Raw genomic sequence first — 19,875 nt, forward strand, 5'->3', positions numbered from 1 at the left:
TTATCTATTTATATATAACCATCCTGATGTAGGCTTAGAACCATCACCTAAATCTAATACATAAAAATAAGTTCCCACTGGTAATTTAACATCTTTTTCTAATGTTACTCTACCATTCGATATTCCAACAAATGAAACATCTTTATTATTATATCCTGATGCTTTATAAACCGTGTTACCCCAACGATTATAAATTTCTATAGTATTATTCTTATAGTTTTCTATACAATCTATAATAAACACATCATTATCTCCATCACCATTCGGTGTAAACTCGTTAAATACTCTTATACACGATTCAAGATCCCCGAAGTTAGCATCATCACCATCTACACTATCTGCAATTCCATCGCCATCAGCATCAGTTCCACTATCAACAACTACTCCTGTTCCACCATCGGTTGGATCGGTTGGGTCGGTATCATTTACATCGGTGTTTCCTGCATCTCCAAAGTTTCCATTGTCTTGATCTACTTCATCTAAGATTCCGTCGCCGTCACTATCTACTCCATCTACAATTCCGTTTCCATCTAAATCTGAACCTTGGTTTCCGCCTTCTACTACATCATTAACGCCGTCGTCATCACTATCTAAATCTTTATAATCTGGTACGCCATCGCCATCGCTGTCTGTATTATCTGGTTCTCCTCCATTACCTTCTCCAAAGTTAGCATCGTCTGCATCTGCACTGTCTACAATTCCATCGCCATCAGCATCTACTCCATCTGCGATTCCATCATTATTTGCATCGATATTCTCATCTTCGATAACATCGTTGATTCCGTCATTATCACTATCTAAATCTTTATAATCTGGTACACCATCGCCGTCTGTATCTGGTTCTTCATCTGCATCTACTGATGCATCTGCTTGCCCATCGCCATTCGTATCTTCTCCTGATACACCATCGTTAGCATCGATAACTCCGTCATTATTTGTATCTAGATCACCATTTCCTCCTTCATCAACATCTAAGATTCCGTCATTATCACTGTCTAAATCCAAACTATCAATAATTCCATCACCGTCGGTATCTCCGTTTCCTTCTGCTGTGTCTGGAATACCATCATTATCATCATCGATGTCATCTGCATCTGAAATTCCATCGCCGTCGGTGTCTGTTGTTCCCACAACTGTGATCGTTACCGTAGCGGTTTCACATACTGCTGGTACAACACCTGTATTACATACTTGATATACTACCGTTACTGTACTTCCTCCTTCTCCTGGTAATGGCGTATAACTCATCTCTCCTGTAGATGCATCGAATACAACCGTTCCGCCTGCAGTTCCTCCTGTTTGAGTTATACTCGTATTAGCTCCTGCTAAGAAATCATCATTTGATAATACATTTACAACTCCTGTTCCTCCTTCAGATACTGTTAAAACATCGTCTGTTGCCGTTACAACTAATGGATTTGAATCTGTTGTATCTGGATTCCCATCGTTATCATCATCTGGATCTGTTACATCAGGATCGCCATCGCCATCAGTGTCTTCTAATATCGTTCCTGTTCCTGAGACTCCGCCTACTGTTAAGATAGTCGTTTCACTTCCTTCGTCTAATGCATCCGCTGTAGTTGGATACGTTACCGTAAAGTTTGTTACTCCTGCTGGTACTGTTAAGATTCCGCCTGCTAAAGTAACGCCGTTACTAAAGGTTGGGGTATTGTCATAATCTAAACCTTCTGTTGCTGTACCATCTGCCAAGACATATGGATAGTTTGTTAGCTGTGTAGTTACCGTACTTAAGGTTACCGTTTGTATTAAAGCTGTTCCTTCTATTACATTTGCATCACTTACTCTTAAAACCGTTGGATCCGCTGCATCATCATCGTTGATTGTTCCAATACCTTGTGCATCCGATACTGTTACAACTGTATTGGTTGTATCGGTTTCTGCTCCTGTAATATTTACCTCAAAGGTTTCTGTTGGCTCATTAGTCGTATCCTCTACTGTTGGAACTGTTACATTAACTGTCGTTGCTCCTGCTGGAACTGTTACCGTTAATGTCACTGGTTCTGTATAATCGTCTGTTTCATTTGCGCTTACATCATCAACCGTAAAAGTTACCGTGATTGCCTCACTACTTGGGTTGCTTAAGTTTACCGCAAATACCGCTGCATCTCCTTCTAATACTGATACATCTGTAATGCTTACCGTTGGCGCTGCATCATCATCGTTGATTGTTCCAATACCTTGTGCATCCGATACTGTTACAACTGTATTGGTTGTATCGGTTTCTGCTCCTGTAATATTTACCTCAAAGGTTTCTGTTGGCTCATTAGTCGTATCCTCTACTGTTGGAACTGTTACATTAACTGTCGTTGCTCCTGCTGGAACTGTTACCGTTAATGTCACTGGTTCTGTATAATCGTCTGTTTCATTTGCGCTTACATCATCAACCGTAAAAGTTACCGTGATTGCCTCACTACTTGGGTTGCTTAAGTTTACCGCAAATACCGCTGCATCTCCTTCTAATACTGATACATCTGTAATGCTTACCGTTGGCGCTGCATCATCATCGTTGATTGTTCCAATACCTTGTGCATCCGATACTGTTACAACTGTATTGGTTGTATCGGTTTCTGCTCCTGTAATATTTACCTCAAAGGTTTCTGTTGGCTCATTAGTCGTATCCTCTACTGTTGGAACTGTTACATTAACTGTCGTTGCTCCTGCTGGAACTGTTACCGTTAATGTCACTGGTTCTGTATAATCGTCTGTTTCATTTGCGCTTACATCATCAACCGTAAAAGTTACCGTGATTGCCTCACTACTTGGGTTGCTTAAGTTTACCGCAAATACCGCTGCATCTCCTTCTAATACTGATACATCTGTAATGCTTACCGTTGGCGCTGCATCATCATCGTTGATTGTTCCAATACCTTGTGCATCCGATACTGTTACAACTGTATTGGTTGTATCGGTTTCTGCTCCTGTAATATTTACCTCAAAGGTTTCTGTTGGCTCATTAGTCGTATCCTCTACTGTTGGAACTGTTACATTAACTGTCGTTGCTCCTGCTGGAACTGTTACCGTTAATGTCACTGGTTCTGTATAATCGTCTGTTTCATTTGCGCTTACATCATCAACCGTAAAAGTTACCGTGATTGCCTCACTACTTGGGTTGCTTAAGTTTACCGCAAATACCGCTGCATCTCCTTCTAATACTGATACATCTGTAATGCTTACCGTTGGCGCTGCATCATCATCGTTGATTGTTCCAATACCTTGTGCATCCGATACTGTTACAACTGTATTGGTTGTATCGGTTTCTGCTCCTGTAATATTTACCTCAAAGGTTTCTGTTGGCTCATTAGTCGTATCCTCTACTGTTGGAACTGTTACATTAACTGTCGTTGCTCCTGCTGGAACTGTTACCGTTAATGTCACTGGTTCTGTATAATCGTCTGTTTCATTTGCGCTTACATCATCAACCGTAAAAGTTACCGTGATTGCCTCACTACTTGGGTTGCTTAAGTTTACCGCAAATACCGCTGCATCTCCTTCTAATACTGATACATCTGTAATGCTTACCGTTGGCGCTGCATCATCATCGTTGATTGTTCCAATACCTTGTGCATCCGATACTGTTACAACTGTATTGGTTGTATCGGTTTCTGCTCCTGTAATATTTACCTCAAAGGTTTCTGTTGGCTCATTAGTCGTATCCTCTACTGTTGGAACTGTTACATTAACTGTCGTTGCTCCTGCTGGAACTGTTACCGTTAATGTCACTGGTTCTGTATAATCGTCTGTTTCATTTGCGCTTACATCATCAACCGTAAAAGTTACCGTGATTGCCTCACTACTTGGGTTGCTTAAGTTTACCGCAAATACCGCTGCATCTCCTTCTAATACTGATACATCTGTAATGCTTACCGTTGGCGCTGCATCATCATCGTTGATTGTTCCAATACCTTGTGCATCCGATACTGTTACAACTGTATTGGTTGTATCGGTTTCTGCTCCTGTAATATTTACCTCAAAGGTTTCTGTTGGCTCATTAGTCGTATCCTCTACTGTTGGAACTGTTACATTAACTGTCGTTGCTCCTGCTGGAACTGTTACCGTTAATGTCACTGGTTCTGTATAATCGTCTGTTTCATTTGCGCTTACATCATCAACCGTAAAAGTTACCGTGATTGCCTCACTACTTGGGTTGCTTAAGTTTACCGCAAATACCGCTGCATCTCCTTCTAATACTGATACATCTGCTATTCTTACTGTTGGAACCCCGTCATTATCCACAATTGTTCCTGTGGCATTTATAGCCCCATTAGCAACTGTAAATGTTTCATCTGCCTCATCAATCGTATCTAATGTCGTTGGTACACTTACTGTTCCTGTGGTTGCTCCTGCTGGAACCGTTACCACAACATCTGTAGTGGTATAATCTGCTGTTCCTGCTGTTCCGTTGGTTAAGGTAAACGTATAGTCTACCGCCACTGCACTGGCATTGCTTAACGTGAATGGAAACTCTACTGGGCTTTCCTCTGTTGCACTCGCATCTGTGATTGCCGTTACTGTTGGTGCTGCGTCATTATCCACAATTGTTCCTGTGGCATTTATAGCCCCATTAGCAACTGTAAATGTTTCATCTGCCTCATCAATCGTATCTAATGTCGTTGGTACACTTACTGTTCCTGTGGTTGCTCCTGCTGGAACCGTTACCACAACATCTGTAGTGGTATAATCTGCTGTTCCTGCTGTTCCGTTGGTTAAGGTAAACGTATAGTCTACCGCCACTGCACTGGCATTGCTTAACGTGAATGGAAACTCTACTGGGCTTTCCTCTGTTGCACTCGCATCTGTGATTGCCGTTACTGTTGGTGCTGCGTCATTATCCACAATTGTTCCTGTGGCATTTATAGCCCCATTAGCAACTGTAAATGTTTCATCTGCCTCATCAATCGTATCTAATGTCGTTGGTACACTTACTGTTCCTGTGGTTGCTCCTGCTGGAACCGTTACCACAACATCTGTAGTGGTATAATCTGCTGCTCCTGCTGTTCCGTTGGTTAAGGTAAACGTATAGTCTACCGCCACTGCACTGGCATTGCTTAACGTGAATGGAAACTCTACTGGGCTTTCCTCTGTTGCACTCGCATCTGTGATTGCCGTTACTGTTGGTGCTGCGTCATTATCCACAATTGTTCCTGTGGCATTTATAGCCCCATTAGCAACTGTAAATGTTTCATCTGCCTCATCAATCGTATCTAATGTCGTTGGTACACTTACTGTTCCTGTGGTTGCTCCTGCTGGAACCGTTACCACAACATCTGTAGTGGTATAATCTGCTGTTCCTGCTGTTCCGTTGGTTAAGGTAAACGTATAGTCTACCGCTACTGCACTGGCATTGCTTAACGTGAATGGAAACTCTACTGGGCTTTCCTCTGTTGCACTCGCATCTGTGATTGCCGTTACTGTTGGTACTGCGTCATTATCCACAATTGTTCCTGTGGCATTTATAGCCCCATTAGCAACTGTAAATGTTTCATCTGCCTCATCAATCGTATCTAATGTCGTTGGTACACTTACTGTTCCTGTGGTTGCTCCTGCTGGAACCGTTACCACAACATCTGTAGTGGTATAATCTGCTGCTCCTGCTGTTCCGTTGGTTAAGGTAAACGTATAGTCTACCGCCACTGCACTGGCATTGCTTAACGTGAATGGAAACTCTACTGGGCTTTCCTCTGTTGCACTCGCATCTGTGATTGCCGTTACTGTTGGTGCTGCGTCATTATCCACAATTGTTCCTGTGGCATTTATAGCCCCATTAGCAACTGTAAATGTTTCATCTGCCTCATCAATCGTATCTAATGTCGTTGGTACACTTACTGTTCCTGTGGTTGCTCCTGCTGGAACCGTTACCACAACATCTGTAGTGGTATAATCTGCTGTTCCTGCTGTTCCGTTGGTTAAGGTAAACGTATAGTCTACCGCCACTGCACTGGCATTGCTTAACGTGAATGGAAACTCTACTGGGCTTTCCTCTGTTGCACTCGCATCTGTGATTGCCGTTACTGTTGGTGCTGCGTCATTATCCACAATTGTTCCTGTGGCATTTATAGCCCCATTAGCAACTGTAAATGTTTCATCTGCCTCATCAATCGTATCTAATGTCGTTGGTACACTTACTGTTCCTGTGGTTGCTCCTGCTGGAACCGTTACCACAACATCTGTAGTGGTATAATCTGCTGTTCCTGCTGTTCCGTTGGTTAAGGTAAACGTATAGTCTACCGCCACTGCACTGGCATTGCTTAACGTGAATGGAAACTCTACTGGGCTTTCCTCTGTTGCACTCGCATCTGTGATTGCCGTTACTGTTGGTGCTGCGTCATTATCCACAATTGTTCCTGTGGCATTTATAGCCCCATTAGCAACTGTAAATGTTTCATCTGCCTCATCAATCGTATCTAATGTCGTTGGTACACTTACTGTTCCTGTGGTTGCTCCTGCTGGAACCGTTACCACAACATCTGTAGTGGTATAATCTGCTGTTCCTGCTGTTCCGTTGGTTAAGGTAAACGTATAGTCTACCGCCACTGCACTGGCATTGCTTAACGTGAATGGAAACTCTACTGGGCTTTCCTCTGTTGCACTCGCATCTGTGATTGCCGTTACTGTTGGTGCTGCGTCATTATCCACAATTGTTCCTGTGGCATTTATAGCCCCATTAGCAACTGTAAATGTTTCATCTGCCTCATCAATCGTATCTAATGTCGTTGGTACACTTACTGTTCCTGTGGTTGCTCCTGCTGGAACCGTTACCACAACATCTGTAGTGGTATAATCTGCTGCTCCTGCTGTTCCGTTGGTTAAGGTAAACGTATAGTCTACCGCCACTGCACTGGCATTGCTTAACGTGAATGGAAACTCTACTGGGCTTTCCTCTGTTGCACTCGCATCTGTGATTGCCGTTACTGTTGGTGCTGCGTCATTATCCACAATTGTTCCTGTGGCATTTATAGCCCCATTAGCAACTGTAAATGTTTCATCTGCCTCATCAATCGTATCTAATGTCGTTGGTACACTTACTGTTCCTGTGGTTGCTCCTGCTGGAACCGTTACCACAACATCTGTAGTGGTATAATCTGCTGTTCCTGCTGTTCCGTTGGTTAAGGTAAACGTATAGTCTACCGCTACTGCACTGGCATTGCTTAACGTGAATGGAAACTCTACTGGGCTTTCCTCTGTTGCACTCGCATCTGTGATTGCCGTTACTGTTGGTACTGCGTCATTATCCACAATTGTTCCTGTGGCATTTATAGCCCCATTAGCAACTGTAAATGTTTCATCTGCCTCATCAATCGTATCTAATGTCGTTGGTACACTTACTGTTCCTGTGGTTGCTCCTGCTGGAACCGTTACCACAACATCTGTAGTGGTATAATCTGCTGCTCCTGCTGTTCCGTTGGTTAAGGTAAACGTATAGTCTACCGCCACTGCACTGGCATTGCTTAACGTGAATGGAAACTCTACTGGGCTTTCCTCTGTTGCACTCGCATCTGTGATTGCCGTTACTGTTGGTGCTGCGTCATTATCCACAATTGTTCCTGTGGCATTTATAGCCCCATTAGCAACTGTAAATGTTTCATCTGCCTCATCAATCGTATCTAATGTCGTTGGTACACTTACTGTTCCTGTGGTTGCTCCTGCTGGAACCGTTACCACAACATCTGTAGTGGTATAATCTGCTGTTCCTGCTGTTCCGTTGGTTAAGGTAAACGTATAGTCTACCGCCACTGCACTGGCATTGCTTAACGTGAATGGAAACTCTACTGGGCTTTCCTCTGTTGCACTCGCATCTGTGATTGCCGTTACTGTTGGTGCTGCGTCATTATCCACAATTGTTCCTGTGGCATTTATAGCCCCATTAGCAACTGTAAATGTTTCATCTGCCTCATCAATCGTATCTAATGTCGTTGGTACACTTACTGTTCCTGTGGTTGCTCCTGCTGGAACCGTTACCACAACATCTGTAGTGGTATAATCTGCTGCTCCTGCTGTTCCGTTGGTTAAGGTAAACGTATAGTCTACCGCCACTGCACTGGCATTGCTTAACGTGAATGGAAACTCTACTGGGCTTTCCTCTGTTGCACTCGCATCTGTGATTGCCGTTACTGTTGGTGCTGCGTCATTATCCACAATTGTTCCTGTGGCATTTATAGCCCCATTAGCAACTGTAAATGTCTCATCTGCCTCATCAATCGTATCTAATGTCGTTGGTACACTTACTGTTCCTGTGGTTGCTCCTGCTGGAACCGTTACCACAACATCTGTAGTGGTATAATCTGCTGTTCCTGCTGTTCCGTTGGTTAAGGTAAACGTATAGTCTACCGCCACTGCACTGGCATTGCTTAACGTGAATGGAAACTCTACTGGGCTTTCCTCTGTTGCACTCGCATCTGTGATTGCCGTTACTGTTGGTGCTGCGTCATTATCCACAATTGTTCCTGTGGCATTTATAGCCCCATTAGCAACTGTAAATGTTTCATCTGCCTCATCAATCGTATCTAATGTCGTTGGTACACTTACTGTTCCTGTGGTTGCTCCTGCTGGAACCGTTACCACAACATCTGTAGTGGTATAATCTGCTGTTCCTGCTGTTCCGTTGGTTAAGGTAAACGTATAGTCTACCGCCACTGCACTGGCATTGCTTAACGTGAATGGAAACTCTACTGGGCTTTCCTCTGTTGCACTCGCATCTGTGATTGCCGTTACTGTTGGTGCTGCGTCATTATCCACAATTGTTCCTGTGGCATTTATAGCCCCATTAGCAACTGTAAATGTTTCATCTGCCTCATCAATCGTATCTAATGTCGTTGGTACACTTACTGTTCCTGTGGTTGCTCCTGCTGGAACCGTTACCACAACATCTGTAGTGGTATAATCTGCTGTTCCTGCTGTTCCGTTGGTTAAGGTAAACGTATAGTCTACCGCCACTGCACTGGCATTGCTTAACGTGAATGGAAACTCTACTGGGCTTTCCTCTGTTGCACTCGCATCTGTGATTGCCGTTACTGTTGGTGCTGCGTCATTATCCACAATTGTTCCTGTGGCATTTATAGCCCCATTAGCAACTGTAAATGTTTCATCTGCCTCATCAATCGTATCTAATGTCGTTGGTACACTTACTGTTCCTGTGGTTGCTCCTGCTGGAACCGTTACCACAACATCTGTAGTGGTATAATCTGCTGTTCCTGCTGTTCCGTTGGTTAAGGTAAACGTATAGTCTACCGCTACTGCACTGGCATTGCTTAACGTGAATGGAAACTCTACTGGGCTTTCCTCTGTTGCACTCGCATCTGTGATTGCCGTTACTGTTGGTGCTGCGTCATTATCCACAATTGTTCCTGTGGCATTTATAGCCCCATTAGCAACTGTAAATGTTTCATCTGCCTCATCAATCGTATCTAATGTCGTTGGTACACTTACTGTTCCTGTGGTTGCTCCTGCTGGAACCGTTACCACAACATCTGTAGTGGTATAATCTGCTGTTCCTGCTGTTCCGTTGGTTAAGGTAAACGTATAGTCTACCGCCACTGCACTGGCATTGCTTAACGTGAATGGAAACTCTACTGGGCTTTCCTCTGTTGCACTCGCATCTGTGATTGCCGTTACTGTTGGTGCTGCGTCATTATCCACAATTGTTCCTGTGGCATTTATAGCCCCATTAGCAACTGTAAATGTTTCATCTGCCTCATCAATCGTATCTAATGTCGTTGGTACACTTACTGTTCCTGTGGTTGCTCCTGCTGGAACCGTTACCACAACATCTGTAGTGGTATAATCTGCTGCTCCTGCTGTTCCGTTGGTTAAGGTAAACGTATAGTCTACCGCCACTGCACTGGCATTGCTTAACGTGAATGGAAACTCTACTGGGCTTTCCTCTGTTGCACTCGCATCTGTGATTGCCGTTACTGTTGGTGCTGCGTCATTATCCACAATTGTTCCTGTGGCATTTATAGCCCCATTAGCAACTGTAAATGTTTCATCTGCCTCATCAATCGTATCTAATGTCGTTGGTACACTTACTGTTCCTGTGGTTGCTCCTGCTGGAACCGTTACCACAACATCTGTAGTGGTATAATCTGCTGTTCCTGCTGTTCCGTTGGTTAAGGTAAACGTATAGTCTACCGCCACTGCACTGGCATTGCTTAACGTGAATGGAAACTCTACTGGGCTTTCCTCTGTTGCACTCGCATCTGTGATTGCCGTTACTGTTGGTGCTGCGTCATTATCCACAATTGTTCCTGTGGCATTTATAGCCCCATTAGCAACTGTAAATGTTTCATCTGCCTCATCAATCGTATCTAATGTCGTTGGTACACTTACTGTTCCTGTGGTTGCTCCTGCTGGAACCGTTACCACAACATCTGTAGTGGTATAATCTGCTGTTCCTGCTGTTCCGTTGGTTAAGGTAAACGTATAGTCTACCGCCACTGCACTGGCATTGCTTAACGTGAATGGAAACTCTACTGGGCTTTCCTCTGTTGCACTCGCATCTGTGATTGCCGTTACTGTTGGTGCTGCGTCATTATCCACAATTGTTCCTGTGGCATTTATAGCCCCATTAGCAACTGTAAATGTTTCATCTGCCTCATCAATCGTATCTAATGTCGTTGGTACACTTACTGTTCCTGTGGTTGCTCCTGCTGGAACCGTTACCACAACATCTGTAGTGGTATAATCTGCTGTTCCTGCTGTTCCGTTGGTTAAGGTAAACGTATAGTCTACCGCCACTGCACTGGCATTGCTTAACGTGAATGGAAACTCTACTGGGCTTTCCTCTGTTGCACTCGCATCTGTGATTGCCGTTACTGTTGGTGCTGCGTCATTATCCACAATTGTTCCTGTGGCATTTATAGCCCCATTAGCAACTGTAAATGTTTCATCTGCCTCATCAATCGTATCTAATGTCGTTGGTACACTTACTGTTCCTGTGGTTGCTCCTGCTGGAACCGTTACCACAACATCTGTAGTGGTATAATCTGCTGCTCCTGCTGTTCCGTTGGTTAAGGTAAACGTATAGTCTACCGCCACTGCACTGGCATTGCTTAACGTGAATGGAAACTCTACTGGGCTTTCCTCTGTTGCACTCGCATCTGTGATTGCCGTTACTGTTGGTGCTGCGTCATTATCCACAATTGTTCCTGTGGCATTTATAGCCCCATTAGCAACTGTAAATGTCTCATCTGCCTCATCAATCGTATCTAATGTCGTTGGTACACTTACTGTTCCTGTGGTTGCTCCTGCTGGAACCGTTACCACAACATCTGTAGTGGTATAATCTGCTGCTCCTGCTGTTCCGTTGGTTAAGGTAAACGTATAGTCTACCGCCACTGCACTGGCATTGCTTAACGTGAATGGAAACTCTACTGGGCTTTCCTCTGTTGCACTCGCATCTGTGATTGCCGTTACTGTTGGTGCTGCGTCATTATCCACAATTGTTCCTGTGGCATTTATAGCCCCATTAGCAACTGTAAATGTTTCATCTGCCTCATCAATCGTATCTAATGTCGTTGGTACACTTACTGTTCCTGTGGTTGCTCCTGCTGGAACCGTTACCACAACATCTGTAGTGGTATAATCTGCTGTTCCTGCTGTTCCGTTGGTTAAGGTAAACGTATAGTCTACCGCCACTGCACTGGCATTGCTTAACGTGAATGGAAACTCTACTGGGCTTTCCTCTGTTGCACTCGCATCTGTGATTGCCGTTACTGTTGGTGCTGCGTCATTATCCACAATTGTTCCTGTGGCATTTATAGCCCCATTAGCAACTGTAAATGTTTCATCTGCCTCATCAATCGTATCTAATGTCGTTGGTACACTTACTGTTCCTGTGGTTGCTCCTGCTGGAACCGTTACCACAACATCTGTAGTGGTATAATCTGCTGTTCCTGCTGTTCCGTTGGTTAAGGTAAACGTATAGTCTACCGCCACTGCACTGGCATTGCTTAACGTGAATGGAAACTCTACTGGGCTTTCCTCTGTTGCACTCGCATCTGTGATTGCCGTTACTGTTGGTGCTGCGTCATTATCCACAATTGTTCCTGTGGCATTTATAGCCCCATTAGCAACTGTAAATGTTTCATCTGCCTCATCAATCGTATCTAATGTCGTTGGTACACTTACTGTTCCTGTGGTTGCTCCTGCTGGAACCGTTACCACAACATCTGTAGTGGTATAATCTGCTGCTCCTGCTGTTCCGTTGGTTAAGGTAAACGTATAGTCTACCGCCACTGCACTGGCATTGCTTAACGTGAATGGAAACTCTACTGGGCTTTCCTCTGTTGCACTCGCATCTGTGATTGCCGTTACTGTTGGTGCTGCGTCATTATCCACAATTGTTCCTGTGGCATTTATAGCCCCATTAGCAACTGTAAATGTTTCATCTGCCTCATCAATCGTATCTAATGTCGTTGGTACACTTACTGTTCCTGTGGTTGCTCCTGCTGGAACCGTTACCACAACATCTGTAGTGGTATAATCTGCTGCTCCTGCTGTTCCGTTGGTTAAGGTAAACGTATAGTCTACCGCCACTGCACTGGCATTGCTTAACGTGAATGGAAACTCTACTGGGCTTTCCTCTGTTGCACTCGCATCTGTGATTGCCGTTACTGTTGGTGCTGCGTCATTATCCACAATTGTTCCTGTGGCATTTATAGCCCCATTAGCAACTGTAAATGTTTCATCTGCCTCATCAATCGTATCTAATGTCGTTGGTACACTTACTGTTCCTGTGGTTGCTCCTGCTGGAACCGTTACCACAACATCTGTAGTGGTATAATCTGCTGCTCCTGCTGTTCCGTTGGTTAAGGTAAACGTATAGTCTACCGCCACTGCACTGGCATTGCTTAACGTGAATGGAAACTCTACTGGGCTTTCCTCTGTTGCACTCGCATCTGTGATTGCCGTTACTGTTGGTGCTGCGTCATTATCCACAATTGTTCCTGTGGCATTTATAGCCCCATTAGCAACTGTAAATGTTTCATCTGCCTCATCAATCGTATCTAATGTCGTTGGTACACTTACTGTTCCTGTGGTTGCTCCTGCTGGAACCGTTACCACAACATCTGTAGTGGTATAATCTGCTGCTCCTGCTGTTCCGTTGGTTAAGGTAAACGTATAGTCTACCGCCACTGCACTGGCATTGCTTAACGTGAATGGAAACTCTACTGGGCTTTCCTCTGTTGCACTCGCATCTGTGATTGCCGTTACTGTTGGTGCTGCGTCATTATCCACAATTGTTCCTGTGGCATTTATAGCCCCATTAGCAACTGTAAATGTTTCATCTGCCTCATCAATCGTATCTAATGTCGTTGGTACACTTACTGTTCCTGTGGTTGCTCCTGCTGGAACCGTTACCACAACATCTGTAGTGGTATAATCTGCTGTTCCTGCTGTTCCGTTGGTTAAGGTAAACGTATAGTCTACCGCCACTGCACTGGCATTGCTTAACGTGAATGGAAACTCTACTGGGCTTTCCTCTGTTGCACTCGCATCTGTGATTGCCGTTACTGTTGGTGCTGCGTCATTATCCACAATTGTTCCTGTGGCATTTATAGCCCCATTAGCAACTGTAAATGTTTCATCTGCCTCATCAATCGTATCTAATGTCGTTGGTACACTTACTGTTCCTGTGGTTGCTCCTGCTGGAACCGTTACCACAACATCTGTAGTGGTATAATCTGCTGTTCCTGCTGTTCCGTTGGTTAAGGTAAACGTATAGTCTACCGCCACTGCACTGGCATTGCTTAACGTGAATGGAAACTCTACTGGGCTTTCCTCTGTTGCACTCGCATCTGTGATTGCCGTTACTGTTGGTGCTGCGTCATTATCCACAATTGTTCCTGTGGCATTTATAGCCCCATTAGCAACTGTAAATGTTTCATCTGCCTCATCAATCGTATCTAATGTCGTTGGTACACTTACTGTTCCTGTGGTTGCTCCTGCTGGAACCGTTACCACAACATCTGTAGTGGTATAATCTGCTGTTCCTGCTGTTCCGTTGGTTAAGGTAAACGTATAGTCTACCGCCACTGCACTGGCATTGCTTAACGTGAATGGAAACTCTACTGGGCTTTCCTCTGTTGCACTCGCATCTGTGATTGCCGTTACTGTTGGTGCTGCGTCATTATCCACAATTGTTCCTGTGGCATTTATAGCCCCATTAGCAACTGTAAATGTTTCATCTGCCTCATCAATCGTATCTAATGTCGTTGGTACACTTACTGTTCCTGTGGTTGCTCCTGCTGGAACCGTTACCACAACATCTGTAGTGGTATAATCTGCTGCTCCTGCTGTTCCGTTGGTTAAGGTAAACGTATAGTCTACCGCCACTGCACTGGCATTGCTTAACGTGAATGGAAACTCTACTGGGCTTTCCTCTGTTGCACTCGCATCTGTGATTGCCGTTACTGTTGGTGCTGCGTCATTATCCACAATTGTTCCTGTGGCATTTATAGCCCCATTAGCAACTGTAAATGTTTCATCTGCCTCATCAATCGTATCTAATGTCGTTGGTACACTTACTGTTCCTGTGGTTGCTCCTGCTGGAACCGTTACCACAACATCTGTAGTGGTATAATCTGCTGTTCCTGCTGTTCCGTTGGTTAAGGTAAACGTATAGTCTACCGCTACTGCACTGGCATTGCTTAACGTGAATGGAAACTCTACTGGGCTTTCCTCTGTTGCACTCGCATCTGTGATTGCCGTTACTGTTGGTACTGCGTCATTATCCACAATTGTTCCTGTGGCATTTATAGCCCCATTAGCAACTGTAAATGTTTCATCTGCCTCATCAATCGTATCTAATGTCGTTGGTACACTTACTGTTCCTGTGGTTGCTCCTGCTGGAACCGTTACCACAACATCTGTAGTGGTATAATCTGCTGCTCCTGCTGTTCCGTTGGTTAAGGTAAACGTATAGTCTACCGCCACTGCACTGGCATTGCTTAACGTGAATGGAAACTCTACTGGGCTTTCCTCTGTTGCACTCGCATCTGTGATTGCCGTTACTGTTGGTGCTGCGTCATTATCCACAATTGTTCCTGTGGCATTTATAGCCCCATTAGCAACTGTAAATGTTTCATCTGCCTCATCAATCGTATCTAATGTCGTTGGTACACTTACTGTTCCTGTGGTTGCTCCTGCTGGAACCGTTACCACAACATCTGTAGTGGTATAATCTGCTGTTCCTGCTGTTCCGTTGGTTAAGGTAAACGTATAGTCTACCGCCACTGCACTGGCATTGCTTAACGTGAATGGAAACTCTACTGGGCTTTCCTCTGTTGCACTCGCATCTGTGATTGCCGTTACTGTTGGTGCTGCGTCATTATCCACAATTGTTCCTGTGGCATTTATAGCCCCATTAGCAACTGTAAATGTTTCATCTGCCTCATCAATCGTATCTAATGTCGTTGGTACACTTACTGTTCCTGTGGTTGCTCCTGCTGGAACCGTTACCACAACATCTGTAGTGGTATAATCTGCTGCTCCTGCTGTTCCGTTGGTTAAGGTAAACGTATAGTCTACCGCCACTGCACTGGCATTGCTTAACGTGAATGGAAACTCTACTGGGCTTTCCTCTGTTGCACTCGCATCTGTGATTGCCGTTACTGTTGGTGCTGCGTCATTATCCACAATTGTTCCTGTGGCATTTATAGCCCCATTAGCAACTGTAAATGTCTCATCTGCCTCATCAATCGTATCTAATGTCGTTGGTACACTTACTGTTCCTGTGGTTGCTCCTGCTGGAACCGTTACCACAACATCTGTAGTGGTATAATCTGCTGTTCCTGCTGTTCCGTTGGTTAAGGTAAACGTATAGTCTACCGCCACTGCACTGGCATTGCTTAACGTGAATGGAAACTCTACTGGGCTTTCCTCTGTTGCACTCGCATCTGTGATTGCCGTTACTGTTGGTGCTGCGTCATTATCCACAATTGTTCCTGTGGCATTTATAGCCCCATTAGCAACTGTAAATGTTTCATCTGCCTCATCAATCGTATCTAATGTCGTTGGTACACTTACTGTTCCTGTGGTTGCTCCTGCTGGAACCGTTACCACAACATCTGTAGTGGTATAATCTGCTGTTCCTGCTGTTCCGTTGGTTAAGGTAAACGTATAGTCTACCGCCACTGCACTGGCATTGCTTAACGTGAATGGAAACTCTACTGGGCTTTCCTCTGTTGCACTCGCATCTGTGATTGCCGTTACTGTTGGTGCTGCGTCATTATCCACAATTGTTCCTGTGGCATTTATAGCCCCATTAGCAACTGTAAATGTTTCATCTGCCTCATCAATCGTATCTAATGTCGTTGGTACACTTACTGTTCCTGTGGTTGCTCCTGCTGGAACCGTTACCACAACATCTGTAGTGGTATAATCTGCTGTTCCTGCTGTTCCGTTGGTTAAGGTAAACGTATAGTCTACCGCCACTGCACTGGCATTGCTTAACGTGAATGGAAACTCTACTGGGCTTTCCTCTGTTGCACTCGCATCTGTGATTGCCGTTACTGTTGGTGCTGCGTCATTATCCACAATTGTTCCTGTGGCATTTATAGCCCCATTAGCAACTGTAAATGTTTCATCTGCCTCATCAATCGTATCTAATGTCGTTGGTACACTTACTGTTCCTGTGGTTGCTCCTGCTGGAACCGTTACCACAACATCTGTAGTGGTATAATCTGCTGCTCCTGCTGTTCCGTTGGTTAAGGTAAACGTATAGTCTACCGCCACTGCACTGGCATTGCTTAACGTGAATGGAAACTCTACTGGGCTTTCCTCTGTTGCACTCGCATCTGTGATTGCCGTTACTGTTGGTGCTGCGTCATTATCCACAATTGTTCCTGTGGCATTTATAGCCCCATTAGCAACTGTAAATGTTTCATCTGCCTCATCAATCGTATCTAATGTCGTTGGTACACTTACTGTTCCTGTGGTTGCTCCTGCTGGAACCGTTACCACAACATCTGTAGTGGTATAATCTGCTGTTCCTGCTGTTCCGTTGGTTAAGGTAAACGTATAGTCTACCGCTACTGCACTGGCATTGCTTAACGTGAATGGAAACTCTACTGGGCTTTCCTCTGTTGCACTCGCATCTGTGATTGCCGTTACTGTTGGTACTGCGTCATTATCCACAATTGTTCCTGTGGCATTTATAGCCCCATTAGCAACTGTAAATGTTTCATCTGCCTCATCAATCGTATCTAATGTCGTTGGTACACTTACTGTTCCTGTGGTTGCTCCTGCTGGAACCGTTACCACAACATCTGTAGTGGTATAATCTGCTGCTCCTGCTGTTCCGTTGGTTAAGGTAAACGTATAGTCTACCGCCACTGCACTGGCATTGCTTAACGTGAATGGAAACTCTACTGGGCTTTCCTCTGTTGCACTCGCATCTGTGATTGCCGTTACTGTTGGTGCTGCGTCATTATCCACAATTGTTCCTGTGGCATTTATAGCCCCATTAGCAACTGTAAATGTTTCATCTGCCTCATCAATCGTATCTAATGTCGTTGGTACACTTACTGTTCCTGTGGTTGCTCCTGCTGGAACCGTTACCACAACATCTGTAGTGGTATAATCTGCTGTTCCTGCTGTTCCGTTGGTTAAGGTAAACGTATAGTCTACCGCCACTGCACTGGCATTGCTTAACGTGAATGGAAACTCTACTGGGCTTTCCTCTGTTGCACTCGCATCTGTGATTGCCGTTACTGTTGGTGCTGCGTCATTATCCACAATTGTTCCTGTGGCATTTATAGCCCCATTAGCAACTGTAAATGTTTCATCTGCCTCATCAATCGTATCTAATGTCGTTGGTACACTTACTGTTCCTGTGGTTGCTCCTGCTGGAACCGTTACCACAACATCTGTAGTGGTATAATCTGCTGCTCCTGCTGTTCCGTTGGTTAAGGTAAACGTATAGTCTACCGCCACTGCACTGGCATTGCTTAACGTGAATGGAAACTCTACTGGGCTTTCCTCTGTTGCACTCGCATCTGTGATTGCCGTTACTGTTGGTGCTGCGTCATTATCCACAATTGTTCCTGTGGCATTTATAGCCCCATTAGCAACTGTAAATGTCTCATCTGCCTCATCAATCGTATCTAATGTCGTTGGTACACTTACTGTTCCTGTGGTTGCTCCTGCTGGAACCGTTACCACAACATCTGTAGTGGTATAATCTGCTGTTCCTGCTGTTCCGTTGGTTAAGGTAAACGTATAGTCTACCGCCACTGCACTGGCATTGCTTAACGTGAATGGAAACTCTACTGGGCTTTCCTCTGTTGCACTCGCATCTGTGATTGCCGTTACTGTTGGTGCTGCGTCATTATCCACAATTGTTCCTGTGGCATTTATAGCCCCATTAGCAACTGTAAATGTTTCATCTGCCTCATCAATCGTATCTAATGTCGTTGGTACACTTACTGTTCCTGTGGTTGCTCCTGCTGGAACCGTTACCACAACATCTGTAGTGGTATAATCTGCTGTTCCTGCTGTTCCGTTGGTTAAGGTAAACGTATAGTCTACCGCCACTGCACTGGCATTGCTTAACGTGAATGGAAACTCTACTGGGCTTTCCTCTGTTGCACTCGCATCTGTGATTGCCGTTACTGTTGGTGCTGCGTCATTATCCACAATTGTTCCTGTGGCATTTATAGCCCCATTAGCAACTGTAAATGTTTCATCTGCCTCATCAATCGTATCTAATGTCGTTGGTACACTTACTGTTCCTGTGGTTGCTCCTGCTGGAACCGTTACCACAACATCTGTAGTGGTATAATCTGCTGTTCCTGCTGTTCCGTTGGTTAAGGTAAACGTATAGTCTACCGCCACTGCACTGGCATTGCTTAACGTGAATGGAAACTCTACTGGGCTTTCCTCTGTTGCACTCGCATCTGTGATTGCCGTTACTGTTGGTGCTGCGTCATTATCCACAATTGTTCCTGTGGCATTTATAGCCCCATTAGCAACTGTAAATGTTTCATCTGCCTCATCAATCGTATCTAATGTCGTTGGTACACTTACTGTTCCTGTGGTTGCTCCTGCTGGAACCGTTACCACAACATCTGTAGTGGTATAATCTGCTGTTCCTGCTGTTCCGTTGGTTAAGGTAAACGTATAGTCTACCGCTACTGCACTGGCATTGCTTAACGTGAATGGAAACTCTACTGGGCTTTCCTCTGTTGCACTCGCATCTGTGATTGCCGTTACTGTTGGTGCTGCGTCATTATCCACAATTGTTCCTGTGGCATTTATAGCCCCATTAGCAACTGTAAATGTTTCATCTGCCTCATCAATCGTATCTAATGTCGTTGGTACACTTACTGTTCCTGTGGTTGCTCCTGCTGGAACCGTTACCACAACATCTGTAGTGGTATAATCTGCTGTTCCTGCTGTTCCGTTGGTTAAGGTAAACGTATAGTCTACCGCCACTGCACTGGCATTGCTTAACGTGAATGGAAACTCTACTGGGCTTTCCTCTGTTGCACTCGCATCTGTGATTGCCGTTACTGTTGGTGCTGCGTCATTATCCACAATTGTTCCTGTGGCATTTATAGCCCCATTAGCAACTGTAAATGTTTCATCTGCCTCATCAATCGTATCTAATGTCGTTGGTACACTTACTGTTCCTGTGGTTGCTCCTGCTGGAACCGTTACCACAACATCTGTAGTGGTATAATCTGCTGCTCCTGCTGTTCCGTTGGTTAAGGTAAACGTATAGTCTACCGCCACTGCACTGGCATTGCTTAACGTGAATGGAAACTCTACTGGGCTTTCCTCTGTTGCACTCGCATCTGTGATTGCCGTTACTGTTGGTGCTGCGTCATTATCCACAATTGTTCCTGTGGCATTTAT

The 19,875-nt window shown here is 44.7% G+C and carries 1 protein-coding gene (only partly in view); it reads right to left on the reverse strand.

The genetic code is table 11. From position 1 onward, the window contains the following. Window positions 1-19,875, reverse strand: the 3' portion of a protein-coding gene (locus ACQ629_RS05145) for a Calx-beta domain-containing protein (protein WP_483706876.1). It continues 10,077 nt past the right edge of the window; the window shows 19,875 of its 29,952 coding nt (coding positions 10,078-29,952); its start codon lies off the right edge, out of view — the gene reads right to left on this strand; its stop codon occupies window positions 1-3.

It is taken from the genome of Tenacibaculum sp. SM2510, assembly GCF_057002845.1.